This is a genomic window from Acinetobacter sp. SwsAc5 (assembly GCF_013391485.1).
Lineage (GTDB): Bacteria > Pseudomonadota > Gammaproteobacteria > Pseudomonadales > Moraxellaceae > Acinetobacter > Acinetobacter towneri.
On record NZ_JACAXD010000010.1, the window covers coordinates 72,891 to 97,901 of the forward strand.

At 41.8% G+C, this 25,011-nt stretch carries 23 protein-coding genes; 8 read left to right on the forward strand and 15 right to left on the reverse strand.

Going from position 1 to position 25,011, the window contains the following annotated elements; all coding sequences use genetic code 11:
• Window positions 1–21: 21 nt before the first annotated feature.
• Complete coding sequence (locus HYG89_RS07810; RefSeq protein ID WP_167846200.1) at window positions 22–816, reverse strand: thermostable hemolysin; 795 nt, start codon at window positions 814–816, stop codon at window positions 22–24.
• Window positions 817–1,038: 222 nt separating this feature from the next.
• The gene (locus HYG89_RS07815; RefSeq protein WP_178866973.1) at window positions 1,039–1,536 is read right to left on the reverse strand and encodes a thioesterase family protein; all 498 of its coding nucleotides are present in this window, start codon (window positions 1,534–1,536) and stop codon (window positions 1,039–1,041) included.
• A 120-nt stretch (window positions 1,537–1,656) separates the two neighbouring features.
• Here HYG89_RS07815 and hemB point away from each other — a divergent pair, with 120 nt between their 5' ends.
• Both hemB and thiO read left to right on the forward strand, forming a co-directional pair.
• Window positions 1,657–2,670 carry a porphobilinogen synthase gene (gene hemB / locus HYG89_RS07820; RefSeq protein ID WP_004975342.1) on the forward strand — a complete coding sequence of 338 codons (1,014 nt, stop codon included), beginning with the start codon at window positions 1,657–1,659 and terminating at the stop codon, window positions 2,668–2,670.
• A gap of 13 nt (window positions 2,671–2,683) precedes the next feature.
• Window positions 2,684–3,802 (forward strand): glycine oxidase ThiO, encoded by a 1,119-nt coding sequence (thiO, locus tag HYG89_RS07825; protein ID WP_004975341.1) that lies wholly within the window; start codon window positions 2,684–2,686, stop codon window positions 3,800–3,802.
• A 20-nt stretch (window positions 3,803–3,822) separates the two neighbouring features.
• On the opposite strand, the gene HYG89_RS07830 is transcribed toward thiO, so the two are convergent.
• Window positions 3,823–4,740, reverse strand: coding sequence for a TIGR01777 family oxidoreductase (locus HYG89_RS07830; RefSeq protein ID WP_178866975.1), 918 nt, complete (start codon window positions 4,738–4,740; stop codon window positions 3,823–3,825).
• Between the two features lie 136 nt (window positions 4,741–4,876).
• Window positions 4,877–5,323, reverse strand: a complete 447-nt coding sequence (locus HYG89_RS07835) for an ABZJ_00895 family protein (protein WP_004975337.1) — start codon at window positions 5,321–5,323, stop codon at window positions 4,877–4,879.
• Between the two features lie 481 nt (window positions 5,324–5,804).
• On the opposite strand from HYG89_RS07835, the gene HYG89_RS07840 reads away from it, so the two are divergent.
• The 3 genes from HYG89_RS07840 to HYG89_RS07850 all read left to right on the forward strand — a co-directional run bounded on the left by HYG89_RS07840 (window position 5,805) and on the right by HYG89_RS07850 (window position 11,073).
• Window positions 5,805–7,055 (forward strand): exonuclease SbcCD subunit D C-terminal domain-containing protein, encoded by a 1,251-nt coding sequence (locus HYG89_RS07840; RefSeq protein WP_154320420.1) that lies wholly within the window; start codon window positions 5,805–5,807, stop codon window positions 7,053–7,055.
• Between the two features lie 9 nt (window positions 7,056–7,064).
• Complete coding sequence (locus tag HYG89_RS07845; RefSeq protein WP_178866977.1) at window positions 7,065–10,676, forward strand: AAA family ATPase; 3,612 nt, start codon at window positions 7,065–7,067, stop codon at window positions 10,674–10,676.
• 139 nt (window positions 10,677–10,815) lie between these two features.
• On the forward strand, window positions 10,816–11,073 hold the full coding sequence (locus HYG89_RS07850) for a hypothetical protein (protein WP_178866979.1): 258 nt from the start codon (window positions 10,816–10,818) through the stop codon (window positions 11,071–11,073).
• A gap of 378 nt (window positions 11,074–11,451) precedes the next feature.
• On the opposite strand, the gene HYG89_RS07855 is transcribed toward HYG89_RS07850, so the two are convergent.
• Window positions 11,452–12,141 (reverse strand): YggS family pyridoxal phosphate-dependent enzyme, encoded by a 690-nt coding sequence (locus HYG89_RS07855; protein ID WP_178867005.1) that lies wholly within the window; start codon window positions 12,139–12,141, stop codon window positions 11,452–11,454.
• A gap of 124 nt (window positions 12,142–12,265) precedes the next feature.
• Between HYG89_RS07855 and HYG89_RS07860 the strand changes: the two genes are divergently transcribed.
• Window positions 12,266–13,303, forward strand: coding sequence for a type IV pilus twitching motility protein PilT (locus HYG89_RS07860; protein WP_178866981.1), 1,038 nt, complete (start codon window positions 12,266–12,268; stop codon window positions 13,301–13,303).
• A gap of 21 nt (window positions 13,304–13,324) precedes the next feature.
• Window positions 13,325–14,443, forward strand: coding sequence for a PilT/PilU family type 4a pilus ATPase (locus HYG89_RS07865; protein ID WP_004975326.1), 1,119 nt, complete (start codon window positions 13,325–13,327; stop codon window positions 14,441–14,443).
• A 72-nt stretch (window positions 14,444–14,515) separates the two neighbouring features.
• On the opposite strand, the gene fur is transcribed toward HYG89_RS07865, so the two are convergent.
• Window positions 14,516–14,953, reverse strand: coding sequence for a ferric iron uptake transcriptional regulator (fur, locus tag HYG89_RS07870; protein WP_004975325.1), 438 nt, complete (start codon window positions 14,951–14,953; stop codon window positions 14,516–14,518).
• A gap of 118 nt (window positions 14,954–15,071) precedes the next feature.
• Here fur and HYG89_RS07875 point away from each other — a divergent pair, with 118 nt between their 5' ends.
• Window positions 15,072–15,470 (forward strand): outer membrane protein assembly factor BamE, encoded by a 399-nt coding sequence (locus HYG89_RS07875; protein WP_178318246.1) that lies wholly within the window; start codon window positions 15,072–15,074, stop codon window positions 15,468–15,470.
• Window positions 15,471–15,526: 56 nt separating this feature from the next.
• On the opposite strand, the gene HYG89_RS07880 is transcribed toward HYG89_RS07875, so the two are convergent.
• The 9 genes from HYG89_RS07880 to HYG89_RS07920 form a co-directional block, all read right to left on the reverse strand.
• Window positions 15,527–15,847, reverse strand: a complete 321-nt coding sequence (locus tag HYG89_RS07880) for an RnfH family protein (RefSeq protein ID WP_004975319.1) — start codon at window positions 15,845–15,847, stop codon at window positions 15,527–15,529.
• Entirely contained in the window at window positions 15,844–16,929 is a 1,086-nt protein-coding gene (locus tag HYG89_RS07885) for a hypothetical protein (protein WP_178866983.1), read from the reverse strand. Before HYG89_RS07885 ends, HYG89_RS07880 begins: the two co-directional genes overlap by 4 nt.
• A gap of 147 nt (window positions 16,930–17,076) precedes the next feature.
• On the reverse strand, window positions 17,077–17,532 hold the full coding sequence (locus tag HYG89_RS07890) for a bacteriohemerythrin (RefSeq protein ID WP_004975314.1): 456 nt from the start codon (window positions 17,530–17,532) through the stop codon (window positions 17,077–17,079).
• Window positions 17,533–17,795: 263 nt separating this feature from the next.
• A complete protein-coding gene (locus HYG89_RS07895) occupies window positions 17,796–18,644 on the reverse strand; it encodes a class II glutamine amidotransferase (protein ID WP_096902262.1) in 849 nt (282 codons plus the stop codon).
• Window positions 18,645–18,793: 149 nt separating this feature from the next.
• Complete coding sequence (locus tag HYG89_RS07900) at window positions 18,794–19,594, reverse strand: GNAT family N-acetyltransferase (protein WP_178867007.1); 801 nt, start codon at window positions 19,592–19,594, stop codon at window positions 18,794–18,796.
• A gap of 209 nt (window positions 19,595–19,803) precedes the next feature.
• Window positions 19,804–20,709: an acetylglutamate kinase gene (gene argB / locus HYG89_RS07905; RefSeq protein WP_004975310.1), complete on the reverse strand. Its 906-nt coding sequence runs from the start codon at window positions 20,707–20,709 to the stop codon at window positions 19,804–19,806.
• 10 nt (window positions 20,710–20,719) lie between these two features.
• Entirely contained in the window at window positions 20,720–22,162 is a 1,443-nt protein-coding gene (locus HYG89_RS07910) for a phosphomannomutase/phosphoglucomutase (protein WP_004975308.1), read from the reverse strand.
• Window positions 22,163–22,381: 219 nt separating this feature from the next.
• Window positions 22,382–22,834 (reverse strand): dUTP diphosphatase, encoded by a 453-nt coding sequence (dut, locus tag HYG89_RS07915; protein ID WP_004975307.1) that lies wholly within the window; start codon window positions 22,832–22,834, stop codon window positions 22,382–22,384.
• A gap of 97 nt (window positions 22,835–22,931) precedes the next feature.
• Complete coding sequence (locus HYG89_RS07920) at window positions 22,932–24,971, reverse strand: UvrD-helicase domain-containing protein (protein WP_154320416.1); 2,040 nt, start codon at window positions 24,969–24,971, stop codon at window positions 22,932–22,934.
• Between the last annotated feature and the right edge of the window lie 40 nt (window positions 24,972–25,011).

Here is a 25,011-nt window from a genome sequence, read left to right on the forward strand (position 1 = left end):
TTTCCGCCTTTCTGCATGACCTTAGGCATAAAAACAATATTGCTGTTGCGTGACCGCCAACGCTGCTGCAACGTCAATCGCCAGTACATAAGGCTTCTGTTGGTAATAACTGCCCCATTGATGCTGTGCATCGCCCAAGGCTTCGGGGTTGGCTTTTTCTAGTACCTGAAAATGCAAACCCATTTGCTGTAACACATAGCGCACTGCTGCTGTTCCTGTGCAAACTGCCCACGACACATTGTTCTGCGATAAGTGAAAGACCAAAAAAGCCACCATCAATTTGGCTTTGCTCATGTCTTGCGCTGCCAAGTTGCCAATTTCAACAATCTGCGCGCGCGTTACAGGCACTTGGCTCAATTGGGTTAAAATGGTTTCAATGGGTGCACCTAAATACTGTTCCAAAAAGGCTTGGTTTGCGCCCAATGGTTGCATGCCAATCACCACTTGCATGTCGTGGTTTACATAGCCTGCAAACAAGGTATCGGAAAAAGTATTTATGGATGCCTGATGGACTTTTTGGTATTTATCTCGAATAAAATGCTCTAATGCCAAGCGTTGTTTGCTAGCATCTTGGGTCACAGTTGTCACATTTAAATGTTGTGCTGTTGTGTGTGCTTGAATCACCGAGGCATAGCTGTGTAATACATCTAAATGTGGCTGTTCTAGGTTCAACTGTTTTGGGTTCGTTTGTGGTTTATACGGCTGCGCTACAGATGCATACCCGTTGAATTGTTTTTTATTTTTTTGCTGATGAAAATTCGCATCCAGAAAATGCGTTTGACTGGATGATTGAGCATCAAAATTAAATTTGATCATGTGCATCACATTGGATAGAAAATAACTCAATGCTCAAGATAGAAATCTAAACTTAAAGAAAACTTAAGTCGCTACAAACTGTCACAATTCAAAAAACTCTTCATGCACACAAAAAAAGGAGATGATCACTCAACTCCTTATATGTTTAAAACAATAAACTAATCAAAAATAAACAGTCATCCAATTATGCAAAACACAATTGTTCGCGCCCTACCTTAGATTTTAATAGGCATAAGACGCAATTGCCGTTGTAATTGGTTTATCTTCATCATTGACCATCGTCATGCGCATGGTGCAGCCTTTACGCCCTAAACGTAAAGTTTCCGCACGGGCAATAAAATACTTACCGCGTCCCGGTGCTAAGTAATCCACCCGCATATCTACCGTAGCCAAACGGGTGACTTTTTTTATGGTATCGGGCAAGTCGTCAGGTTCAGTTCTTTTATATAACTCACCCATCGCCACAATACCGCCCACACTGTCCAAAATGGTTGCAGCAACACCACCATGTAAAATTTGGAAAGCCACGTTGCCCACCATATACGGTTGCATCTCAATATAGGCTTCAATTTGACCATCGACCACACGCATGCTCATGCCATTGTGTTGAAAAAATGGCGATCCATTAAATGCATTGACCAATTGTCTTAGCACGACATCAATATCGACTTTCGCGCCTAAATGTATATTCCCAGTCCAATTTTTCTCTGCATTACTCATAACGTGCCCAAAAGTCCAAACAACTCAATTTACCAACAATAAAAACAGCCAATGTATGCCCAAATGAAATTTAAGGGGCTACAATAGTCGTCTAGTTTAATACTGATCAGTGAGATTTTTATGACCTATACGTTCAATCGTCCTGCATTTCCTGCCACTCGTATGCGTCGTATCCGTAAAAATGATCAATTACGCGCCATGGTTCGCGAAACTCACTTAACCACAGATCACTTGATTTATCCTGTATTTGTTTTACCGGGACAAAATCAAACCCAAGATATTCCAAGCATGCCCAATATTCAGCGTTTATCGGCAGACTTATTACTCAAAAAAGCCGAGCGTTTAATGCAGCTGGGTGTGTCTAAACTGGCATTGTTTCCAGTCACGCCACAAGAAGATAAAAGCCTGACCGCAGAAGCAGCATGGCGTGAAGATGGCTTGGTGCAAAACACGCTACGCCTGCTGAAAAAAGAATTACCAGAGATGGTACTTATTACCGATGGCGCACTCGACCCGTACACTACTCATGGTCAAGATGGCATTATTGATGACACAGGCTATGTACTGAATGATGAAACCGTTGAATGTCTAATTAAACAGGCTTTAAGCCATGCCGAAGCGGGTGCAGATGTGGTTGCGCCAAGTGACATGATGGATGGCCGTATTGGTGCGATTCGTCAGGCGTTGGAAAGCAATGGGCATATCTATACCTCTATCATGGCTTATTCAGCCAAATATGCCTCTAGCTTTTACGGTCCTTTCCGTGATGCAGTCGGTTCTGCCAGCAACCTCAAAGGCGGCAACAAATACAATTATCAAATGGATATTGGCAACCGCGCCGAAGCCTTGCATGAAATTGCACTGGATATTCAAGAAGGTGCAGACATGGTGATTGTAAAACCAGGTATGCCTTATTTAGACATTGTACGTGAAGTGAAAGATAACTTTGGTGTGCCAACCTTTGTCTATCAAGTGAGTGGTGAATACGCCATGCTTGCTGCCGCGATTCAAAATGGCTGGTTGTCGGACAGTGTGATTATTGAATCGCTAATGAGTTGCCGCCGTGCAGGTGCAGATGGTATTTGGACATATTTTGCCGAAGAAGCAGCACTCAAACTTAAAGATATGGCATAAACAGGCGACTTTCATGCACATCGCAATCATTGGTGCAGGCATCAGCGGTTTGTTGTCTGCACTCGAACTGGTAGAGCAGGGCTGCTCTATCAGTATTTTTGATCAACAACAAGCAGCACAAGCGGCATCATGGGCAGGTGGTGGAATTCTTTCTCCCATGTATCCATGGCGTTATCCTCAAGCGGTCAATGACTTAGCCCAATTTGCCAAACCGCAGTACCAAGCATGGAATGAAAAACTCAAACCTATTACAGGCATTGATTTTGAAATCCATGAAACAGGCATGTTGATTTTTGATGAAGATGATTTTGAGATTGGTATAAATTATGCCGAACGTCATCATGAACCGATGCAGCAAGCTGAATGTCTGAATCGGGAACAGCTCGAACAAATTAACCCGCATATCCACCCCAAATTTAAACAAGCCCTGTATTTCTCACAACTTGCCAATGTGCGCAATCCGCGTTTATTACAATCGCTCACGCAATATTTGAAACAACATCCGCGCGTGCGATTTTTTGAACACTGCCCAATTCAGCAATTTCAGATCACTGAAGATCGTATTCAAGCCATTCAATCTGCCGATGGTCGCTTGCATCGTGCAGATCATATCGTGCTTGCGACAGGTGCATGGTCACAGCACTGGGCGGCACAACTGGGTTTAGAGATTCCTGTACAGCCTGTACAAGGGCAAATTGTGTTATTTAAAACCCCTGCACAATGGTTGCCAAGCATGTGCATGAACAAGGTGATGTACTTGATTCCACGTCAAGATGGGCATGTGCTATGCGGTTCCAGTATGCGTCACGTTGGTTTTGACACCACACCAAACCCGCAAACCCAACAAGATATTTTAACGGCTTGTTTTGAAATGGTGCCTGAATTGGCACAGTTCCCCATTGTGAAACAATGGGCTGGTTTACGTCCAGGCTCGCCTACAGGTGTGCCGTATATCGGCAAAGTGCCAAGCCTAAATAATGTATGGATGAATTTCGGACACTTCCGTAATGGCTTATGTATGGGCACTGCTTCAGCGCAGTTATTAAGACAGCTCATGCTTGGGCAAGAAACGATTGTTGATCCTGCCGCTTATGATCCAAAGCAGTTACAGCCCACCTCAATCTGTGCATAACACTCAGCAGCATCCTCTGTTTAAGTAGAGGATGATGCACCCAGACAAGCCGCTAGCGCCTGTTCAAGTTTTGGATATTGAAAGCAATAACCTGCTTGTTCTAACGCTTGTGGTTTGACATATTGCCCATTCAGCACCAATTGCGATTGCTCGCCCAATAACCAACGCAAGACAAAAGCAGGTAACACCAAAAATGGACGACGTTTTAAAAGCCGAGCTGCGGTTTCAGCAAAGTCTTGCTGACTGGTTTTTTCAGGTGCAACCACATTCAAAATTTTGGCGTCTACAGGTTGCATCATTAACCAGTGAATGGCCTGTAAAACATCTTGTATATGCACCCATGCAACAGGCTGCCGTCCATGCCCAATCCGCCCGACGGCATTTAAACGAATTGGTAATAACATTTGCGGTAAAATGCCGCCACCGCGTCCAAACACCACACCCAAACGCATAATTTTAGTATTTTGCTGGCTAAAGCTTAAAGCAGCTTGTTCCCATTGCTGACACAGTTGCGACATAAAAATATCTTGTGCTGTACTGTGCTCGGTACACAATGTAGACCATTGTTCCTGCGGGTCAATTCCGTAATACCCCACAGCCGAGCCTGAAATAATACACTTGGGGAAAATACGGCGCTTTTCAAGATATTGATATAAGTGCAGTGTGGTCTGAACTCGACTATCAAGCAATTTTTGTTTGCGTGCTGCTGTCCATCTGCCCTGCCCAATACTTTCTCCCGCCAAATTAATCACATAATCAATTTGGTCGGTGTCGAGTTCATCTAACTGCTGAATCCAGCGTAATTGTGGATGTTTGGATACTCGATTGGGCTGTCGGGTTAGCCCCACCACCCGATAATCCTGTTGCAATAAAAACGGCAACAATTGTGAACCAATAAAACCACTTGCCCCTGTTACCAGTACCAAAGGTTTATGCATCTTCCAATCTCAGCATGATGAAAAATATAGTTTTAGCTATACGTGATTTAGACTGAATGTTCAAGTCTAAGCAAATCATCATCACATAACTGATCATGTATATTTGAAGAAAATCAGATATTAACAACTTCTTTTATCAGCCAAACATTTTAACTGCCATACGCTGTGCCTGTTTACCATAAAACCAATAGGTCAGCAGATACAATGGAATTGCGATCAACAAGAACATGATCACCACCACACTCATAAATTGCGGCTGTTGCAAATACTGTAAAAAATCTTGCCAAATGCTTGGGTTTTGGCGAGAAAATATCGCCAAACCTAATAATAAAAACGCCAAGTTATAGCCCCAAAAAATCAGGCTAAATCCTAAAGTAAATGTCTTGCGTTCCTTGTCATTCGGCGCACGGCGTTGTTGTTTTAAAAACTTATACAGCACTAAAATCATGGCAACCAAATAAGGCACCGCAGTTAAAATCCCGCCTACACCCGCAGGTAATAATGCAGCCAATACGCCACAAATACAGGTCATCACAAAGCAATACAAGAAAAACCAGATAAAATAACGGCTTAGCGATACCATAAAGATGACTCAGACAAAAGATTCAGCCTAGTATAAAAAAAATTGATTTTTTTTTCATGAAATTGTCAACCGAATACAAAAGCCTGACGTTATATAGTCTACAAGGTCACAACAACCGTTAATGTGTATGGCATCCACAATATTTTCGGTGACCTGACTAAAGCAATAAATCGCATACAGTCATGCTTTGAACAGCAGCCAAAGCTTTACTGTATCGCAAGTTTTTCTTTGACCGACGATTTCATCATCACTCGAATCGTCGGTCTTTATTTTTTAAGGTCTTTTTTTAGCCTTTCTAACATCAGTATTTTAACTCTCTATATTTTTCTATACAGATCACGACAGATTTTACTTTCCCTTCTCTTTAAAATCTCTGCGACCTAAATTGTCGCTTTAAAAGCAGAAAACTGGTTTTTTGCCGCAGTGTTGCGCTCAGTTATGTTAAGTTATCCCATAATTCAACATCAAGATTGGAACACGCATGGCTGTTCATTTTTTACATACGTCTGATTGGCATTTGGGGCAATTTTTCCATCACCATGAACGTGAATATGAACATACTGAATTTTTAAATTGGCTCTTAACTCAAATTAAAAGCAAACAGCCGAATGCCCTGCTCATAGCAGGCGATATTTTTGATGTGGTCAATCCTGCTTCGAGCGCTCAGAAACAACTCTATCAATTCCTTACCGATGCGCATGTGCTTGCTCCACACATGCAAACCTTAATGATTGCAGGCAATCATGACTCTGGGTATCGCATTGAGCAAGTTGAACCCTTTTTAGACCGCTTCAACGCCAAAGCTGTGGGCGTGATTGGTAAAACAGCCGAGCAAAAATTAGATTTAGATAAACTCCTAGTGCCTATTTATGACGCTGCGCAAAATATTGTGGCATGGTGTCTGACCCTGCCCTATTTACGCAGTGCAGAAATTACAGGTTTAAATGAACATAGCAGTGACAATCAATCTGCGGTTGCTTACTTACATCAACAACTGATTGCAGAAGCCAAAGCCCGTAAACAACCCGATCAAGCCCTGATTTTAATGTCACATGCACACATGCAAGGTGGCGAAACTTCCGACTCAGAACGCCCAATTGTAGTGGGGAATGAAGAAGCCTTATCGACTGCGCTGTTTGATGAGGTGATTGACTATGTCGCACTCGGACACTTACACAAACCGCAACAGGTCGGACAGCCACACATTCGCTATAGCGGCTCACCCATCCCTTTATCATTTAGCGAGCTGAATTATAAACACCAAGTCCTTGAAGTTAGGATTGATCCATTACAGGCAGATGCACAGCGTTTCCAATATGAAAGCTTGCTTATTCCACGTACGGTAGAGCTGCTTCGGATTCGCTGTGAACTTTCTGAATTAATCACCGAACTGAATAAATTGCCAAAAGATGAAATTGCAGAAGTTTGCGCACGGCATTTTTTAGAAATTGAATATATCAGCGATGCCCCGCCACCCATTGATTTACGCCAACAAATTGAACAAGCACTGCCTGCCAACCGCTATCGTTTACTGCGCATTGCACGACGCTTTCAAAACTGTGAAAACTCGAACGTGCAACAATCAAAAATTGATTTAGAGCCGCCTACGCCTGAAAAATTATTTTTAGATTTATGGGAAAAAATGGGCTATCAACCTGACCCAGAAGTGAGCCAAGATTTTTTACAGCTTTTGGCCGAAGCCCAACAAGAACTTGATCAGAATAAAGCTTAAGGATTTGCCATGAAAATTTTACGTTTAAGTTTAAATAATTTGGCATCTTTGGCAGGCACGCATGTCATCAATTTTGAAGATGAGCCACTGGCACAGGCAGGTTTAATTGCAATTACGGGCAAAACTGGTGCAGGCAAATCGACTTTGCTGGATGCCATGTGTTTGGCACTTTATGACGAAATTCCACGTTTGAGAGGTGCTACAGGCAGTCTGACCGATACCGCAGGCAAAGAAATTTCCTTAAAAGACTCTAAACATATTTTACGTCGTGGTACGACTTCTGGCTTTGCAGAACTTGAATTTATCGCGCTCGATCAAAAACGCTATTCGGCACGTTGGCAAATTCGCCGTGCACATAACAAAGTGGATGGAAACTTAAAAGTTGAACGTGCCATCACCTGCTTAGATGAACAACGGGTTTTAAATCAAAAAATTTCTGAAGCTACGCCAATTGTAGAGCAGTTGATTGGCCTTAGTTTTGAGCAATTCACACGCGCAGTATTATTGGCACAATCGGAAGTTGGGGCATTTTTAAAAGCCAAAGACCATGAACGGGCAGATTTACTTGAATATTTAACCAATTCGCAAATTTTTACCGAAGTCAGTAAACGTGCAGCCGTTAAATTTAGTGAAATTAAACAAAAGCGAACAGATCTTGAAAATGTCATGGGGCATGTGGTGCTCCTCAGCGATGAAGCACTAAAAGACTTAGAAACCCAACAACATGACCTAAGTCAACAATTAGCTTTGCTGACCCAAACCGAAAAACTGTATGAAAATGATGTGAAATGGCACAAAGATTGCCATGAACTCTATGCCAGCACCCAAGCTAAAAAAGAAATATATGATGTTCAAGTCGATGCCGATCTTAAACTCGCCTCTCAAAAACAATTGCTCAAACATTTAGATGAATTTCAAACCATCCGCGAGCAATTTGTCTTGCGTCAGCAAGCAGATACCGAGCTAAAAAATCTGAATCAGCAGCTTTTGAAATTTGAACCAAACTTGCAACAAGCGGAATACGCACAACAGCAAGCGATTAGTCAGCAACAGCAAGCGGAAAAAGACCTTCAGGCATGGCAGCAGCATGTTGAACAATTGAAACCACAACTTGAAATTGCGGCACAGTTACAACATGAAATTTCTAGCAAACTTCAACAATATACCGCTTTGGATGCTGCACAAAAATTATTTGCAGAGCAGCAAATTCAGCCTGTGCAAAATAATTTGAAGCAACTGACGACTCAACTTGCAACCGAGCAACAACAACAGCAACATTTACAACAGCAATTCAAACAGACTGCGGCATGGGCAAATTTTGATGATAATTTAGCCCTTACGTTGCAACGTCTGCAAGATTATTTGCAGCTTGAACAGCAGCTACGTCAGCAAAACCCTACGCTGTTCCAATCTGCATTAGATACTTTAATTGAGCAACAACAACATACACAGCAACAACTGTTGGTTTGGGAAAAACAATATCAACATCCTGAACAACTTGAGCAGCAACTCACGGCAGAGCAACAGCAATTACAACATGCTTTAAAGAGTGTGCATGTTTTAGAGCGCTTGCAACAGGCACTTGAACAATGGCAACAACAGACCACCCTATTTGAGCAGTTACAACAGCGTCAGCAAGAAACTTTAAGTCTGCAACAGCAGACACAGACTCAAATTCAAACCCAACAGCAGCAAGTGCAAATTACTGAACAAGCCTTGCAACAATTACAGCAGATCTTTGAACAGCAGCGTTTATTGCAGCATCAAAGTGTGCAGGATTTACGTGCCCAATTAAAACCGAATGAAGCCTGTATGGTCTGCGGCAGCCATGAACATCCGTTTATTCAGCATGAAAATTTACTCAGTGACGCTTTAAACCAATTGCAGGATCAGCAATTGCAGCAGGCCAAAACTGAATTTGAGCATGCGCAAAAACAGCTACAACAATTGGAGCGTGCTCGCAGTCAATACGATGCAACTTATCATCAACAACAACAACGCAGTCTTGAACTGCAACAGCAACTTGAACAACAACAGACATTGGTGCAACAGCTTGCAACATCCTTATCTTTAGATTTGGATGCAGCGCTGCCTGTTGCAAAGCAAATTGAACACGTACAGCAACATTGGGCAACAACACATCAATCCACTCAACACTTGCAGCAGAGTATTCAACAAGCAAACGATACCCTGAAACAATGGCGCAATGCTGCACAGCAGGCAGAACAACTCAAATATGCTATTCAACAACGCCAAGACCTCGCTCAGCGTTTACAGCCTATTTTGTCGCTTTTAGATGCAGAACAAAGACACGCTTGGCTCAATCAACCGATTGAATACTATCAAAATGCCTTACAACAGTTAGAGCAACGTCATCACTTGCAGCAGCAGCAAGTTCAACTGAGCAAAACGATTGAACAACTGACTCAACAACAGCAGCAAGTGCAAGAAAAGTTGCTATTTTTACAACAGCAACATGCAGAGAAAACCCTACAACTGCAGCAGATTAAAACTGCAGGAAGTGAGCTGCGTGATCAAATTAAGCAGCTTACAAGAACTCATGCGGGATGTGAATATCAGACCTATCAAGAATGGCAGCAGGCTTTAGATCAGCAACAACAGCAACTCAATCTTGCACTTAGCACACAACGAACTGTACTTAATCAAGCAGAACAGGTGTTAAAAGACTTACAACTGCAAAAACATGGTTTGGATAGTAGAATTCAACAGCGCATGCAGCAACACACTGAATGTCAGCAACACATTGCAACGTGGCAAGCGACACACACGCATTTTCAAGCCAGCATCATTGATAAATGTTTACAGATTTCTTATGCCGAACATCAGCAAATACGCAACATGCTGCAGCAACAACAAAACAGTTTGGAGAGTGCTAAAACGGCTTGGCAAACATTGGAAGAGCAATATCAAAAACACTTAAAGCAACAGCCACAACTGAGTTTTGACGAGGTCACCACGCAACTGGCAGCGCTACAAACAGACAAAGCCAAACAACAGCAAAACTATAATGAGATTGAGGCACAGCTACGCCTGAATAGCACCAATCAAGGGATTTTTGCTACCTATCAAACTCAAATTGAAAGTATCAAAGCTGAAGAATACCGCTGGGGACGTATTTACGATTTAATTGGGCATAAAGAAGGTACGAAATTTAAGAAAATTGCTCAAGAACATCACTTGGATATTTTGGTGGAATACGCCAATCAGCAATTGCTGCCACTGAGTTCGCGTTATCAGTTGCATCGTATTCCTGACAGTTTGGGGTTGGCGATTATTGATTTAGATATGAACAGTGAAATTCGCCCTGTTCTGTCTTTATCGGGTGGCGAAACCTTTTTGGTTTCTTTAGCTTTGGCACTGGCAATTGCCAATATGGCATCTGGCTCAATGAAACTGGAATCGCTATTTATTGATGAAGGCTTTGGCACTCTCGACCCGACTTCCTTGCACATGGTGATGAATGCCTTAGACCATCTGCAAAGTCAGGGACGTAAAGTGGTGCTGATTTCGCATATTCAGGAAATGCACGAACGAATTCCTGTGCAAATTCAAGTCAAACCAGTGGGTGCAGGGGCAAGTGAAGTCAATGTGGTGGGTTAAAGCCAATACTGCCTAAAATCTGAAGATTATTTGTCGATTGAAGAATTATTGAGATGACTGTGAGATTTCAGATTTTAGGCTTCCATGAAGTTGTATTGAATTTATTTTAAAATCACCCACACTTTAAGTACTTAATTTTATGGATATAAAAACGATTATTCTCTTTGCTGTATTGCCCAGTTTAAGTATTATTTTTCTCACATGGTTAATACGTTTCCCTAAACCTTGGGTTTTTAAAGCGGTTTTAATTTTTGAAATCATTCTCACCGTCTGCACTTTAGTCATTGAGTTGGATGCAAGAAAAACACCTGGAAATAGCGGTTGGACCATCATTTTCACAGGCTTCTTTCAGTTCTGTTTTTTGCTATTTTTACTGATTGCCCGTATTCGAATCTGAATAGAAAATAAATCTTGAATGTCTACTTCACCTATTTACTGGACGGAAGTGGCGCTTTCTAAAAATAGTGAAGGTTATTAAAAATAATCTACACAAGCCAAAACTTTGACAGCTTTACAGCATACATAACTAAAAAAGCCTCGACATCCTGTCGAGGCTTTCTAGATTCAGTTTTTGGTATAACTCCTGTCGTACCAAGCACTTCCGTGTTGTTCTATTTCTTATTCTTCTTATTTAGGAAACTCCCTGTTTCCCGATAAGTTCATATTAAGAAAATCCAACCTTCAGCACTAGCCGCAAAATTCCGCATTTCATGTCAGCCAAAACGTACAAGATAATGTTTGCAAAATCTTGGCAGATTCTTTGTTCATCTAGCAATTAAGCCTTGGAATAGTCACGTGCGCCAAACAATGCTGTACCAATCCGTACCATAGTTGAACCTGCTGCAATTGCGGCATTTAAATCGCCCGACATCCCCATACTCAAAGTATCCCAATCTTCAGGTTGTGCATGTTGTGCTTTCACTGCATCAAACAATTGTTTGGCATCTTGAAAAGCTTGAGGATGATCAGGTGCAGGAATCACCATCAAACCGCGTAGTTTTAAATGCGGTAATTGGCTGATCTGTCGGACTAATTCTGCAACTTCGCTCGGCTGACAACCATCCTTCGTGTCTTGCGCATCAATATTTACTTGTAAACAAATATTCAGGGGCACTTGTTGAGCATCGCGCTGATTCGATAAACGCTCGGCAATAATCAAACGATCTACCCCATGCACCCATGCAAATTTTTCTGCCAAATGTTTGGTTTTATTGCGCTGCACATGCCCAATAAAGTGCCATTCAATTTCTAAATCACTCAGGGCCTGCATTTTATCCAAAGCTTCTTGCAAATAATTTTCGCCAAAAGCGCGCTGCCCTGTCGCATACATTTCACGCAAGGCTTCACTCGGATGAGTCTTAGACACTGCCAACAATTGCACCGTATTTGGCTCGCGCTGTGCCAATTCACAGGCCTGTTGAATCTGCTCCAAAACCTGAGTACGTGATTGCTGCAAATTATTCATTGATGGATTTCTCATTTCATTCATCTTTTTTTACCTTGCCCAGCAACTAACAGTTGGTTAAGCTGATGGAAAGCCGTATTATTCTATCAAAATAATTAAGATTTAATTGATCTCGGGGACTTTCATGGACATTACAGAATTATTGGCGTTCTCCGCTAAAAACGGCGCTTCGGATTTACACTTATCTGCTGGTATGCCACCAATGATTCGTGTGGATGGTGAAGTACGTCGTATTAACTTACCCGCATTAGAACATAAAGAAGTACACAAATTAGTGTACGACATTATGAATGATAAACAACGCCGTGATTTTGAAGAAAACCTAGAAACTGACTTTTCTTTTGACGTGCCTGGCGTGGCACGTTTCCGTGTGAACGCATTTAACCAAAACCGTGGTGCAGGTGCGGTATTCCGTACCATTCCATCAAAAGTATTAACACTTGAAGATTTAGGCATGGGGCAAATCTTCAAGGATATTTGTGAATATCCACGCGGTTTGGTTTTGGTGACAGGGCCAACAGGTTCAGGTAAATCGACCACCCTTGCGGCGATGATCGATTATATTAACGACAATCGTTATGACCACATTTTAACAGTCGAAGACCCTATCGAATTTGTACACCAATCTAAAAAATGCTTGGTTAACCAACGTGAAGTACACCGTGATACACATGGCTTTAATGAAGCACTGCGTTCAGCGCTGCGTGAAGACCCTGACATCATCTTGGTGGGTGAGATGCGTGACCTAGAAACCATTCGTTTGGCACTGACTGCTGCGGAAACAGGTCACTTGGTATTTGGTACGCTACACACCACCTCGGCGGCAAAAACCATTGACCGTGTCATTGACGTATTCCCTGCAGAAGAAAAGGACATGGTTCGTGCCATGTTATCTGAATCTCTACAAGCCGTCATTTCACAGTCTCTGCTGAAGAAAAATGGCGGTGGTCGTGTTGCAGCCTACGAAATCATGATTGGTATTCCTGCGGTACGTAACTTGATTCGTGAGAACAAAGTAGCGCAAATGTATTCGGCTATTCAGACTGGTGCAAACTACGGTATGACTACACTCGACCAAAGCCTGAAAAACTTGGTATCGCGCGGTGTAATTAGTCCACAGACTGCACGAACTGTTGCGAAGCAGCCTGAATCATTCTTATAAGTTTAAAATTCGAGATACGCGATGGACTTTAATGATTTACTGAATTTGATGATTCAGCAAAAAGCGTCTGACTTGTTTATTACTGCCGATGTTGAACCGTCCATGAAAATTCATGGACAAATTGTGCCTGTAGCCAAAAGTAAACTTACAGGTGAAATTGTCGGTCAGCTGCTTAACTCAATTATGAGTGAAAAACAGCGCAAGGAATTTGCCGAAACCCGTGAATGTAACTTTGCGATTACCAACCGTGAAAAAACAGCACGTTTTCGTGTCAGCGCATTCCAACAACGTGATGAGCCGGGCATGGTACTCCGTCGGATTGAAACCAAAATCCCGACCATGGATGACTTGAAACTGCCACCTATTCTCAAAGATTTGGCGATGACCAAACGTGGCATCATCATTTTTGTAGGTGCGACTGGTACAGGTAAATCGACTTCTTTGGCGTCTATTATTGGTTACCGCAACCAAAACTCCAAAGGTCATATCATTACCATTGAAGACCCGATTGAATTTGTGCATGAACATGCAGGCTGTATTATTACCCAGCGTGAAGTCGGAATTGATACCGACTCCTTTGAAATCGCATTAAAAAATACCTTGCGTCAAGCGCCTGATGTAATTCTGATTGGTGAGATTCGTTCCCGCGAAACCATGGATTATGCAATTGCCTTTGCCGAAACAGGTCACTTGGTATTTGCCACCCTACACGCCAACAACGCTAACCAAGCAATTGACCGTATTATTCACTTCTTTGAAGCAGACCGACATAACCAGTTGTTCATGGATTTGTCGCTAAACCTGAAAGCGATTGTGGCACAGCAATTAATTCCAACCATAGATGGCAACTCACGTCGTGCTGCGATTGAAATTTTAATTAACTCACCATTAATTGCAGATTTAATCCGTAAAGGTGATGTGCACGAAATTAAAGACCTAATGAAGCGTTCTCGCGAATTGGGCATGCAAACCTTTGACCAAGCTTTATACGACCTCTATAAAGCCAAGCAAATTAGCTACAAAGACGCACTTAAACACGCCGACTCGCCAAACGATTTGCGTCTACAAATCAAATTATCAGAAGAAGGTGGCGAGCGTTTGTTACATGCAACCTCGAATATTACCTTCGATGGGCAATAACTTCGCAACAATGCTTAAACACAAACAAAATAGGCTTCCATACGGAAGCCTATTTTTTATACCTACAGCAAATTATTTCTTGCGCAACGCTTCACGACATTCTGGCGCATCACAATAACCATATAAATTCAGCGAGTGCCCTGTGAGCTCAAAACCAAATTTCTCTGCCACATCATGCTGTTCTTTTTCAATAGTATCATTAATAAATTCAACCACTTTGCTACAGTTCAAGCAAACTAAGTGGTCGTGGTGATCTTCCTGCATGATTTCAAACACAGAATGATTGTTCTCAAAATTATGACGCTCAATAATGCCTGCAGCTTCAAACTGTGTTAACACACGATACACAGTTGCTAAACCCACATCTTCACCCTGATCGAGTAAAGTTTTGTAGATATCTTCTGCACTTAAATGATGTTGTTTTGAATTTTCTAATAATTCTAAGATTTTAATTCGTGGAAGGGTAACTTTAAGTCCAGCTTTGCGTAATTCTTGATTTGAAATAGGCATGAAAAAAGGTCTCTCAACAAAATTAAAGTTGGAATATGCAACAAAGTTAAGATGCAGTATGATCTAACACTGGATCAAGATCAAATGCATCATAATTAATTTGGGATAGTGTAGCAAAATGCAAAAAATCATGTTGACGTTATTGGTCACTTCACTGCTCGCAGGCTGTTCGACCTTGGGCGTTTATAAAGTCGATATTCCACAGGGTACACCATTAACCCAAGCTCAAGCGTCTAAAGTCCAAGTCGGTATGAGTCATCAACAAGTCCGCTTTTTGCTGGGCAGTCCAACCATCGCCGATCCGATGAATCCATTACGTTGGGACTACATTTACAACTATATCCCAGGAACTTATGCTAAAAAAGCCAAGATCCCTGCCGCGCATGGTCAGCATTTGAAAATCTTTTTCAATCCAAATGGTATTGTAGAAAAAGTTGAAGGCTTGGAAACGATTCCAGAATCTCAACCAGGTCTACCAGGATCGAAAGAAGCGATTCTCAACGCGCCACCACTATAGCCGCTTTAGAATAAAAAGAAACCCCTCACTGAAATTCATCTGAGGGGTTTTTTAAATCATTGCAATTGTCTCAAGCGATTGCTTTTGGCATAACGCCCTACTGGGTTCTTTGCGGCACGTTTACGACGAATATCTTTCGGGTTAATGGTCAAAGCACGATAAATCTCAACCCTATCACCTGCTTGTAATACATGCTGCGGCTCAACCCGTACACCAAAAATACCCAGCATCAACGGTTCAGGTAAAGTCGTTGCTGTCACAAGTCCACTCTGCTGAATTGCATCCAGTACAGTCATGCCCTGCTGAAATGCGACAGCCACATGCCATTGTTGTTCTGGTGTGGCATACGCCACCCAAACCTGCGCCATTTGACTCATGCGATCCACTGTCCAATTAACGCCACCATCGCCACTACGATAGATACAGGTAACACCACACGTACCGCAATACGCCAAATGTTATAAAAGGCTTCACTGCTAAAGTTCATGGCTTTACGCAAATGGCTGATTTTCATAATCCAGCCTGCAAAAATTGCGTAAATCAAACAAATAACTAAGCCCCAAAGCAATAAGGCAAAATTAAATACAGGACCAATGGCAGGAATTGCCCAAACCAAAGTTGCTGCAATCAATACAATCCACTGAATCGCAACCGCCATTTGACGTTGTGCCAATTGTTCACGTGCCAATTGCAATAGAACCGCTGCTGCTGCAACAGTTGCCGCCACCAAAGCCAACGCTGGAATTTGTGCTTGCACGGCAAAGAATGCAAAAGCAACGACTGCCAATAGCTGTGCAATCCAAATTGGCAATACCGTTGAAGTTGCTGCAGATTGTTGCTGTACTTGCGGCAAACTAGTTTGCCAGTACAAGCCCATGCCTAAACCACTGGCCACCAAAGCCAAAACGGTTGCACTGCCCCATTCGCTAAACTCAATTGAGGTGACTTGCCATGCAGGGAGTTCTGAACCCATCACCATCGATAAAACCAAAGCCGCCACAACAGCAACAGCGGTACATAGCAATAAAATTTGACGCGGCACTAATGACAATGCCAGTGCTAAAACAGCCACAATCACAAACAAGACATGACTAGCCAAGTCTGCAGCGGCATATTGATTTAAAATTTGCGCAGCATTAGACAACAAACCGCCTGCTAAAAATGGAATGAACACCACTGCAAGCCAGCCCACCAAACGCCATTTTTGAGAAGCATCGGCATCACGGGTTAAACTTAAAAGTGCTTGTAATGCTGTCGTTTTTGAGCGTTTGGCTAAGGCAATTTCCAAATAAGTAATCGGTAATGCCAAAATCAGCATAGTTGCTAGCCACAACAACCAAAAGTCGAGCTGACGCTCAACCTGAATACCTGTCATTGGTGCGAGTGTGGCAATAATAATGAATGATAAACCAAATGCCATCAGCGGCGATAACCATCGTGACATAGCATTGTCCTGCATGACGCTGTCCTAATAAAAATCTACGGCTATTTTGCCTTTGTCATCAAGGAAAAGCAAAACCTCAAAAAAGAAAAAAGCAAACTATCGTTAGACAGTTTGCTGCGCAAATTTATAATTTTTATTCTTTCATTTTTTATGGCTTCAGACTTATGAGAAGAAACGAGCGAACCAACCTTTACCTTTCTTCTTCTCATTTTCCTTAATAATGCCCATCATATTCTCTTTCACAGCACCAACATAATCGGCGTCATCGTGTTGAATATGATTAATTAACCATTTTGATAAGACTTCATGCAATTCGCCTTCAATGGATTGTCCCATTTCATAACGATCGCGATAAGACTCAATTTTTTTAATGAATAAATCATGCACACGTTTATGTGGTACGCGGTATTTATAACCCGCTTCTTCTTGTAATGATTCTTCAAACGTAAAATGCGACTGGGTGTAATCAATAATATTATCTAAAATCTGCTTTACACGTGCTCGATCTGTACCATCGCTAATTTCAACAATTTCATTAATATAATCGAGGATACGTTTATGCTGATCGTCAATCACATCGATACCAGTATTGTATTCTGGAACCCATTTCATCTTCATACGACCACCTTACAGAAATAAATGATTAATCACATTGCGGAATGGTAGCCGTATTTCCCATAAATAAAAATGAAGCGAATTGGTAGGGATTGGTTTAAATCGCACAAAAACAACACAAGACATTGATTTAAATAAATTTTAACAAAAATACCCGACTAAAAGAATCAATTATTAATTAACCAATTTATACATTTTCATTCTTGATTTAATTGAATTATACAATAATAAAATGAATATTTTTCAACCACACATACCCGTATAAATTAGTATTGATCCGCTTTGGTGATCCGTCTTAATTCAGGATTTAAACGCTCACGTTCCAAACGCGCAATATGTGTCATTTGGGTTTTAATTGGGCGTCCATGTTGAAATAAAATCATTTCACCTGGCTGAAATGCTGTCCATGTTTCATTTTGAGTCAAGGGTTCAGTGGTAATCACTGCCACACAATCCTCTGCTGTGGTGACTTGGCTAAAATCAACCTCAACATCTAAATCAATTAATTGTGCAGGCTGAAATGGATAAGCACGCACCAACCAATGTAATTTGGTCACCGCATAACTAAATAATGCCTGACCATTGGACAAACAAAAATTAAAAGTGCCATGTTCTGCAATTTTAGGAGAAATTTCGGCTAACAAGTCAAAAATTTGCGTCAGGCTCGGTTCATCATAACCAAAACGATTTACCAATTGATCTAACAAATAACAAAATGCACGTTCACTGTCGGTATTGCCCACAGGGGTAAAACGACCTGATAAACGTGGATGAAAGTCATGTAAATCACCATTATGGGCAAAAATCCACTGGCGTCCCCACAACTCACGACTAAACGGATGTGAATTTTCTAAATTAATTTTGCCTTGTGTCGCTTTACGAATATGGGCAATCACATTACGCGATTTGATGGGATAGTTACGGATCAATTCTGCAATCGGTGACTCCACTGCAGACTGGTTATCGACAAATAAACGGCAAGCTTTATCTTCAAAAAAAGCAATGCCAAAGCCATCAGAATGATCTGAGGTGATTCCTGCGCGCTGCGAAAATCCCCGAAATGAAAAGGTAATATCGGTAGGTGTCGCACAATTCATTCCAAGCAACTGACACATAAGGCCTTATCTTTATACAAATAATGAAATTATCTGATTATTGTGCATCAGCCATGTGGATAATTCAAATCTGAAAAATATAAATAGATTTCTACAGTACCACTTCATAGATATGCAGTGCTGTAGAAATCTCTGCTTAATTATTCTAGTTAAGATGCTTTCACTTTCTTTTGGCGAATAAAATGTTTCGCCATTTGTTTCACATCTAACAAAACAAAATAATCTAGACAGTTAAACTCACGGTCATAAAATGCTTGCTCAGACAGCTTAGCATTCATTTTCAGATAAACATCAAACAGTTTAGGTATTCGTTCATCTTGGCTAAAGCTATGACTTGGACAACTTGGCTCAAACAGCTGCTGTGACTGAATATCGCAGCGTTGATTTTCTGCCAATTGTTGAATCGCTTGATGGGTATGATACGCGCGTGCTTCATTACCTTCCAAACGAATACTGACACAGCCAATCATGTGTTTGGCACGCATTTCCCATAACACTTTAGGCACTAAATTCAGCCATAAAATAGAGAGTGTTTTGCCTGAACGATAACGTGGATGCACACAAGTACGCCCCATTTCGACAATATTCGAGAGATGCCCTAACTCATCTATAATTTTAAACTCGTGCGCACTATAACTGTTGGCTAGCTCATGCCCTTGCCAAAGTTTTAAACGAGTATAAGCAACAATTTCACCCGTAGATTTATCTCTGAGTACGGCGTGTTCACAGCCAAAATCGTACAAATCCTGATCTAAACCCGATTCAAATTCAATGCCAAATTGCTTGGAAAATTGCTGTGCACGAAAGCGCTGTACTTCTTGTAGTTGCTTTAAATTTTCAACCCATTCAAACGCATATTGCGTAGCTTTGCTGTTTTTTTTCTGTGCTTTACCCACTTTAACCATAGGAAAGCTAAACTGCTGACGATACTGATTTAATTTTTGTAGCATCATAGATACCTCATGTTTTCTCCTACACTAGGACAGCAGCATGACACTATGATGACCGCGATTTTAGCGACTACAATTTTAAGATTGCAGGATAGGTGCAAAGCAATTTCAAGGATGCTGAATCAACAAAATTTCAGTTTCTTGCCGTAAATTTGACATAAAAAAGAGCTTCAATTGTGAAGCTCTTTTAGGGATCATCTTATAGAGTTTTATTTACGCGTTTGGACACGGTTGGTAATTAATGTTCCCACACCATGATCAGTAAAGATTTCCAATAAAGTAGCATGTGGCACACGACCATCTACAATATGTGCACTGATTACACCGCCTTTAACTGCATCCAATGCACAACCCACTTTTGGAATCATGCCACCGTAAATCACGCCTGTATCAATTAAACGATCTACTTCCTGCGTAGTCAAACCAGTTAACAGGTTTTTATTTTCGTCTAATACACCCGTAATATTGGTCAGCAAAATTAACTTTTCCGCACCCAATGCTTCGGCAACTTTACCTGCGACTAAATCGGCATTAATGTTATAGGTATTGCCTGCATCATCGACACCTAAAGGTGCAATCACTGGAATAAAGTCGCTGCTAGTAAACATTTCCAACACGTCGGTTTTGACACCCACCACTTCACCCACCAAACCAAGGTCAATTTGTTGTACTTCGCCTGTTTCAGTAGTTTTTTGCATCAATAATTTTTGTGCGCGAATCAAGTTACCATCTTTACCCGTCAAACCAATGGCACGACCGCCATGTTGGTTAATCAGATTGACGATAGATTTGTTGACGCTACCACCCAAGACCATTTCTACGACTTCCATAGTCGTAGGATCGGTGACACGCATGCCATCAATACGGTCAGACTCACGTCCCAATTGCTTGAGCATAGAATCCACTTGTGGGCCACCGCCATGCACCACAATCGGGTTTAAGCCTACAGTCTTTAACAACACGATATCACGAGCAAAAGAACTTTCCAGCTCAGGATCGGTCATGGCATTGCCGCCATATTTCACAACAAGGGTCTTGCCCGCAAAACGTTGAATATACGGCAAAGCTTCAGTCAAAATTTGCGCTTTGTCGATACCAGTCTGTTGATGTGGCATTCGCCTCTCCTTATTGAGCATCTAAAATGTCTTGGGCGATTTCAGGGTATCGCTCACTTAACATGGAAACAAATGTATCGCGAATATCATTCAGTCGTGATGGATTATCGGCATCAAAACGCACCGTAAAATATTCGCCTGTATTGGATGCTCGAATAATGCCAAATCCATCTTCAAAATCAAGTCTTACACCATCTATTTTACTTAATTCTGCACCACTGCGATGGCTAGAACTTTCAACATCATTTAAAACCGCACTCGGTTCAATATTCCGTGTGCTGATATACGTGTCTTCAGTGCAGCAACGCTCAGGGTATTTCTGCATCAATGCCGAAAGGCTGCTGTAATTACTGTGGCTTAAGTATTCCAACACGCGCAGCGCTGCGTAAATACCATCGTCATAGCCAAAACCACGTCCATCATTGAATACATAATGTCCTGCGTATTCGCCACCGAACACAGCCTTGCCTTGCGACTGCGCCAAATAACGCCGCAAGAAGGTACTGCCCGTGCGAATCATCACCGCTTCGCCACCCAAATCACGCACGGTATTGCGCACCATAGTGGAGCATTTTACATCAAACACCACTTGATGCTGAGGATGAGTTTTTAAACACATTTCTGCAAATAAAGACAGCAAACGATCTGCTGAAAGCACATTGGCATGTTCATCCAAGAGGACGACACGATCACCATCGCCATCTAAAGCAATGCCAATGTCCGCCTGATGTTCACGCACCGCAGCTTTTAAATGTTGTAAGTGTTTTTCTTGTGATGGATCGGGTGCATGTTCTGGAAAATGACCATTGGCTTCGCAGCGTAAAGCAATCACCTCACAGCCCATTTTTTGCAAAACCAAAGCAGCGCAATGACCTGCCGAACCATACATCCCATCTAAAACCACTTTAAAAGTGCCCGCCAGTTGAATATCGTTCAACATTGCCTGCTGATATTGCTGACACGCATCTTCAATAAATTCATGTGAAATATTGGTGGCGTGTTGTGAGGCGATGGATGGTGCTGCATCGGTATTTAAATAATATGGCGCTGCATCGTGTGCCACGTGTTGAATCATTTCAGGGGTTGGCGGTTCGCCCTGCACAATCCATTTAATGCCGTTGTCTGATTTTGGATTATGACTGGCCGTAAGCATAATGCCATTGCCTGCCGTGTGTCGTGCCATAAAATACAACATCGGGCTAGAACAACAACCCACCATCGTCACTTGAAATTGATGGGCAAGAAAGACTTGGCGCATAATTTCAGCATAAGCGGGGCTATTTAAACGCGCATCATAACCAATACTAATTTGAGTTTGCTTTTCTTGTTGATATTGTTGCACCAATCCTTGTGCAATGGCGTGTACCAATTTCGCGGTCAGCACAGTTTCTTTGCCACGAATGTCGTAAGCGCGAAAAATATGCTGAGGAAAAAGTGTTTGTGGATTGTTCATAGGCTTACAACTACAAAGATGAGCCAACATAAAGTGAATAAATCTTGGCTCGAGATATTTTGAAAATTCTAATTAGATTTTTTAATAGATGTGCAATGGTCTCATCAGAGCTAGTGATTTACTTGTCATTATTAGTACATCTTTCGTTACTTTTCAAGAATTGTTGGTAAAGTTTCAGATAAAACTTTACCAAACGATATAGGCTGAAACCTAAGTAACTTAGTTTTTGCCCGTATGCCCAAAACCACCTGCACCACGTTCGGTGGCAACAAATTCATCTACTTGTTCAAACTTGGCCTGTACCACAGGAACCAAAACGTATTGCGCTAAACGCTCACCAGGTTCTAAGCTAAATGCTGTTTGGCTACGGTTCCACACCGAAACCATCAATTCACCCTGATAATCTGAATCAATCAAACCCACCAAGTTCCCCAACACGATGCCATGTTTGTGACCCAAGCCTGAACGCGGCAAAATCATGCCTGCAAAACCTGTATCTTGAATATAAATCGCTAAACCTGTTTTGACCAAGACTGTTTGACCCGGCTCAATCACGGTGCTGCTGTCTACACAAGCACGTAAGTCCAAACCTGCCGAACCTGCGGTTGCATAAGTTGGCATTGGCCATTCTGTGCCTAAACGTGAATCTAAGACTTTAACTTGAACTTTCATGAAGTTTATCCTGTTTTTAAATTTTCAATTTTCTTTCGATTTTCGATGTGCCATTTGATGCTGTACTTGCATCAATGCCCTAAGTATTTTCAAAAAATTAGCGCTTGATTAAGGCACGTAAATTTTCCAAATAATGCTGTGCCTGTAATTTCGGATCGACATCACCGGCTAACTTTTTCTTACGTCCGAGCCATTCCAATTCATCTTGTGGTAATTCATCCAAAAAACGACTTGGGGTCATTTGTTTCATTTGCCCGCCCGCTTTGCGCTGCTCTGCCAAAGTAATGGTTAAGCCCTGACGTGCACGAGTAATCCCCACGTACATCAAACGGCGTTCTTCCTCGACAGTATCTGCCACAATTGAGTTTTTATGCGGTAAAAGCTCTTCTTCCAAACCAATCAAATACACGTACGGAAATTCCAAGCCTTTGGACGCATGCAGGGTGAGTAAATTGACTTTATCAGTGTCTTCTTCTTCCTGTTGCTGTTCGAGCATATCGAGCAGCACCATTTTACGAATCACGCTTTCAATATTCTTTTCATCGACATCTTCAGCACGGTTAATCAAACTTTGGATGCTGCTATATAGAACTTCGATATTATCTAGCTTGGTTTTTTCCTGCGCAGGGGTAGCTGCTTGCTCTTTAATGTAGTCGATATAACCTGCTTCGAGCATCATTTGACGGATGATTGGCACAGGTTCATCATCTTCCAATAAGTTACGCGTAAAATTGCTAATAAAATCTGAAAACTCTGCCAACTGCGTCGTGGCTTTTTTCGGAATTGCCATGGTTAGGCGCTGATCACCTGCAGCAGCCAATAATGACAAATGGTTTTCCTGTGCAAACAGCCCTAGTTTTTCCAAAGTCACAGGACCAATCGCGCGTTTAGGCGTGTTAATAATGCGTAAGAATGCGCTGTCATCTTCAGGGTTAATAATCAGACGCAAATAACTCATGATGTCTTTGATTTCAGCACGTGCGAAGAATGACTGCCCCCCCGAAAGCTTGTAAGGAATTTGCATTTGACGTAATTGGGTTTCCAGAATACGTGCCTGAAAGTTCCCTCGGTACAAAATTGCATAATCTTTCCAGCTTTTACCATTCATCAGTTTATGCGTGAGTAAGTCTTTAACCACGCGTTCTGATTCATCATCATCATTGCGGCATGTAATTACCCGAATCACTTCACCATGACCTTTATCTGACCACAGTTTTTTGTCAAAAATATGTGGATTATTGCCAATGACGGTGTTGGCCGCTTTTAAAATGCGACTGGTCGAGCGATAGTTTTGCTCAAGTTTAATCACTTTTAAATTCGGGAAATCATCTTTCAGCAAGGCCATATTTTCAGGCTTCGCACCGCGCCAAGCGTAAATCGATTGGTCGTCGTCACCTACCGCAGTGAACTGCCCCATTACGCCCACAAGTAATTTCACCAAGATATATTGTGCGGTGTTGGTGTCCTGATACTCATCGACCAATAAATAACGAACACGGTTTTGCCACTTGTCACGCACTTCGGCATTTTCTTGCAAAAGTCGTGTCGGCATTACAATTAAATCATCAAAATCTACCGCGTTATAGGCACGTAAATTACGTTCATAAAGTTGATATAAATGTGCAAACTGGATGTCTTCTGGCGTTTCGCAGGTGGTATGCGCCTGCTCGGGTGCAATCAGATCATTTTTCCAGTCTGAAATCATCTTCATGGCTTTGGCAATCAATTCTTTGCTTTCTGCACCCGACAAATTATCGCGGTGCATTAAATCCATCAGAATACGTTTGCAGTCATCGGCATCTAAAATAGAGAAGTTGGCTTTTAACGGCGTGTGTTTTAATTCAAGACGTAATAAATTCAGACCAAAGGTGTGGAAAGTCGAAACCGATAATCCTTTAGCTTCTTCACGTGACAACAATTTGGTCACACGCTCTTTCATTTCTCGTGCTGCTTTGTTGGTAAAAGTCATCGCTGTAATACGATGCGCAGGAATCCCGCAATGCTTAACCAAATAGGCAATTTTTCGGGTAATCACCGAAGTTTTGCCTGAACCTGCACCTGCAAGCACTAACAAGGGTCCTTGAGTGTATTTCATCGCTTCAAGTTGCTTGTCGTTTAACTGACTTGCCAGTGTCATAGTATTTCCTCTATTTCGGTTCGAGCTCGATTATAGTCAT

Bases quoted from the DNA above. Each gene is read 5' to 3' on its own strand.
- HYG89_RS07810 (WP_167846200.1), bottom strand. From the start codon at position 816: ATGATCAAATTTAATTTTGATGCTCAATCATCCAGTCAAACGCATTTT.
- HYG89_RS07815 (WP_178866973.1), bottom strand. From the start codon at position 1,536: ATGAGTAATGCAGAGAAAAATTGGACTGGGAATATACATTTAGGCGCG.
- hemB (WP_004975342.1), top strand. From the start codon at position 1,657: ATGACCTATACGTTCAATCGTCCTGCATTTCCTGCCACTCGTATGCGT.
- thiO (WP_004975341.1), top strand. From the start codon at position 2,684: ATGCACATCGCAATCATTGGTGCAGGCATCAGCGGTTTGTTGTCTGCA.
- HYG89_RS07830 (WP_178866975.1), bottom strand. From the start codon at position 4,740: ATGCATAAACCTTTGGTACTGGTAACAGGGGCAAGTGGTTTTATTGGT.
- HYG89_RS07835 (WP_004975337.1), bottom strand. From the start codon at position 5,323: ATGGTATCGCTAAGCCGTTATTTTATCTGGTTTTTCTTGTATTGCTTT.
- HYG89_RS07840 (WP_154320420.1), top strand. From the start codon at position 5,805: ATGGCTGTTCATTTTTTACATACGTCTGATTGGCATTTGGGGCAATTT.
- HYG89_RS07845 (WP_178866977.1), top strand. From the start codon at position 7,065: ATGAAAATTTTACGTTTAAGTTTAAATAATTTGGCATCTTTGGCAGGC.
- HYG89_RS07850 (WP_178866979.1), top strand. From the start codon at position 10,816: ATGGATATAAAAACGATTATTCTCTTTGCTGTATTGCCCAGTTTAAGT.
- HYG89_RS07855 (WP_178867005.1), bottom strand. From the start codon at position 12,141: ATGAATAATTTGCAGCAATCACGTACTCAGGTTTTGGAGCAGATTCAA.
- HYG89_RS07860 (WP_178866981.1), top strand. From the start codon at position 12,266: ATGGACATTACAGAATTATTGGCGTTCTCCGCTAAAAACGGCGCTTCG.
- HYG89_RS07865 (WP_004975326.1), top strand. From the start codon at position 13,325: ATGGACTTTAATGATTTACTGAATTTGATGATTCAGCAAAAAGCGTCT.
- fur (WP_004975325.1), bottom strand. From the start codon at position 14,953: ATGCCTATTTCAAATCAAGAATTACGCAAAGCTGGACTTAAAGTTACC.
- HYG89_RS07875 (WP_178318246.1), top strand. From the start codon at position 15,072: ATGCAAAAAATCATGTTGACGTTATTGGTCACTTCACTGCTCGCAGGC.
- HYG89_RS07880 (WP_004975319.1), bottom strand. From the start codon at position 15,847: ATGAGTCAAATGGCGCAGGTTTGGGTGGCGTATGCCACACCAGAACAA.
- HYG89_RS07885 (WP_178866983.1), bottom strand. From the start codon at position 16,929: ATGCAGGACAATGCTATGTCACGATGGTTATCGCCGCTGATGGCATTT.
- HYG89_RS07890 (WP_004975314.1), bottom strand. From the start codon at position 17,532: ATGAAGATGAAATGGGTTCCAGAATACAATACTGGTATCGATGTGATT.
- HYG89_RS07895 (WP_096902262.1), bottom strand. From the start codon at position 18,644: ATGTGTCAGTTGCTTGGAATGAATTGTGCGACACCTACCGATATTACC.
- HYG89_RS07900 (WP_178867007.1), bottom strand. From the start codon at position 19,594: ATGCTACAAAAATTAAATCAGTATCGTCAGCAGTTTAGCTTTCCTATG.
- argB (WP_004975310.1), bottom strand. From the start codon at position 20,709: ATGCCACATCAACAGACTGGTATCGACAAAGCGCAAATTTTGACTGAA.
- HYG89_RS07910 (WP_004975308.1), bottom strand. From the start codon at position 22,162: ATGAACAATCCACAAACACTTTTTCCTCAGCATATTTTTCGCGCTTAC.
- dut (WP_004975307.1), bottom strand. From the start codon at position 22,834: ATGAAAGTTCAAGTTAAAGTCTTAGATTCACGTTTAGGCACAGAATGG.
- HYG89_RS07920 (WP_154320416.1), bottom strand. From the start codon at position 24,971: ATGACACTGGCAAGTCAGTTAAACGACAAGCAACTTGAAGCGATGAAA.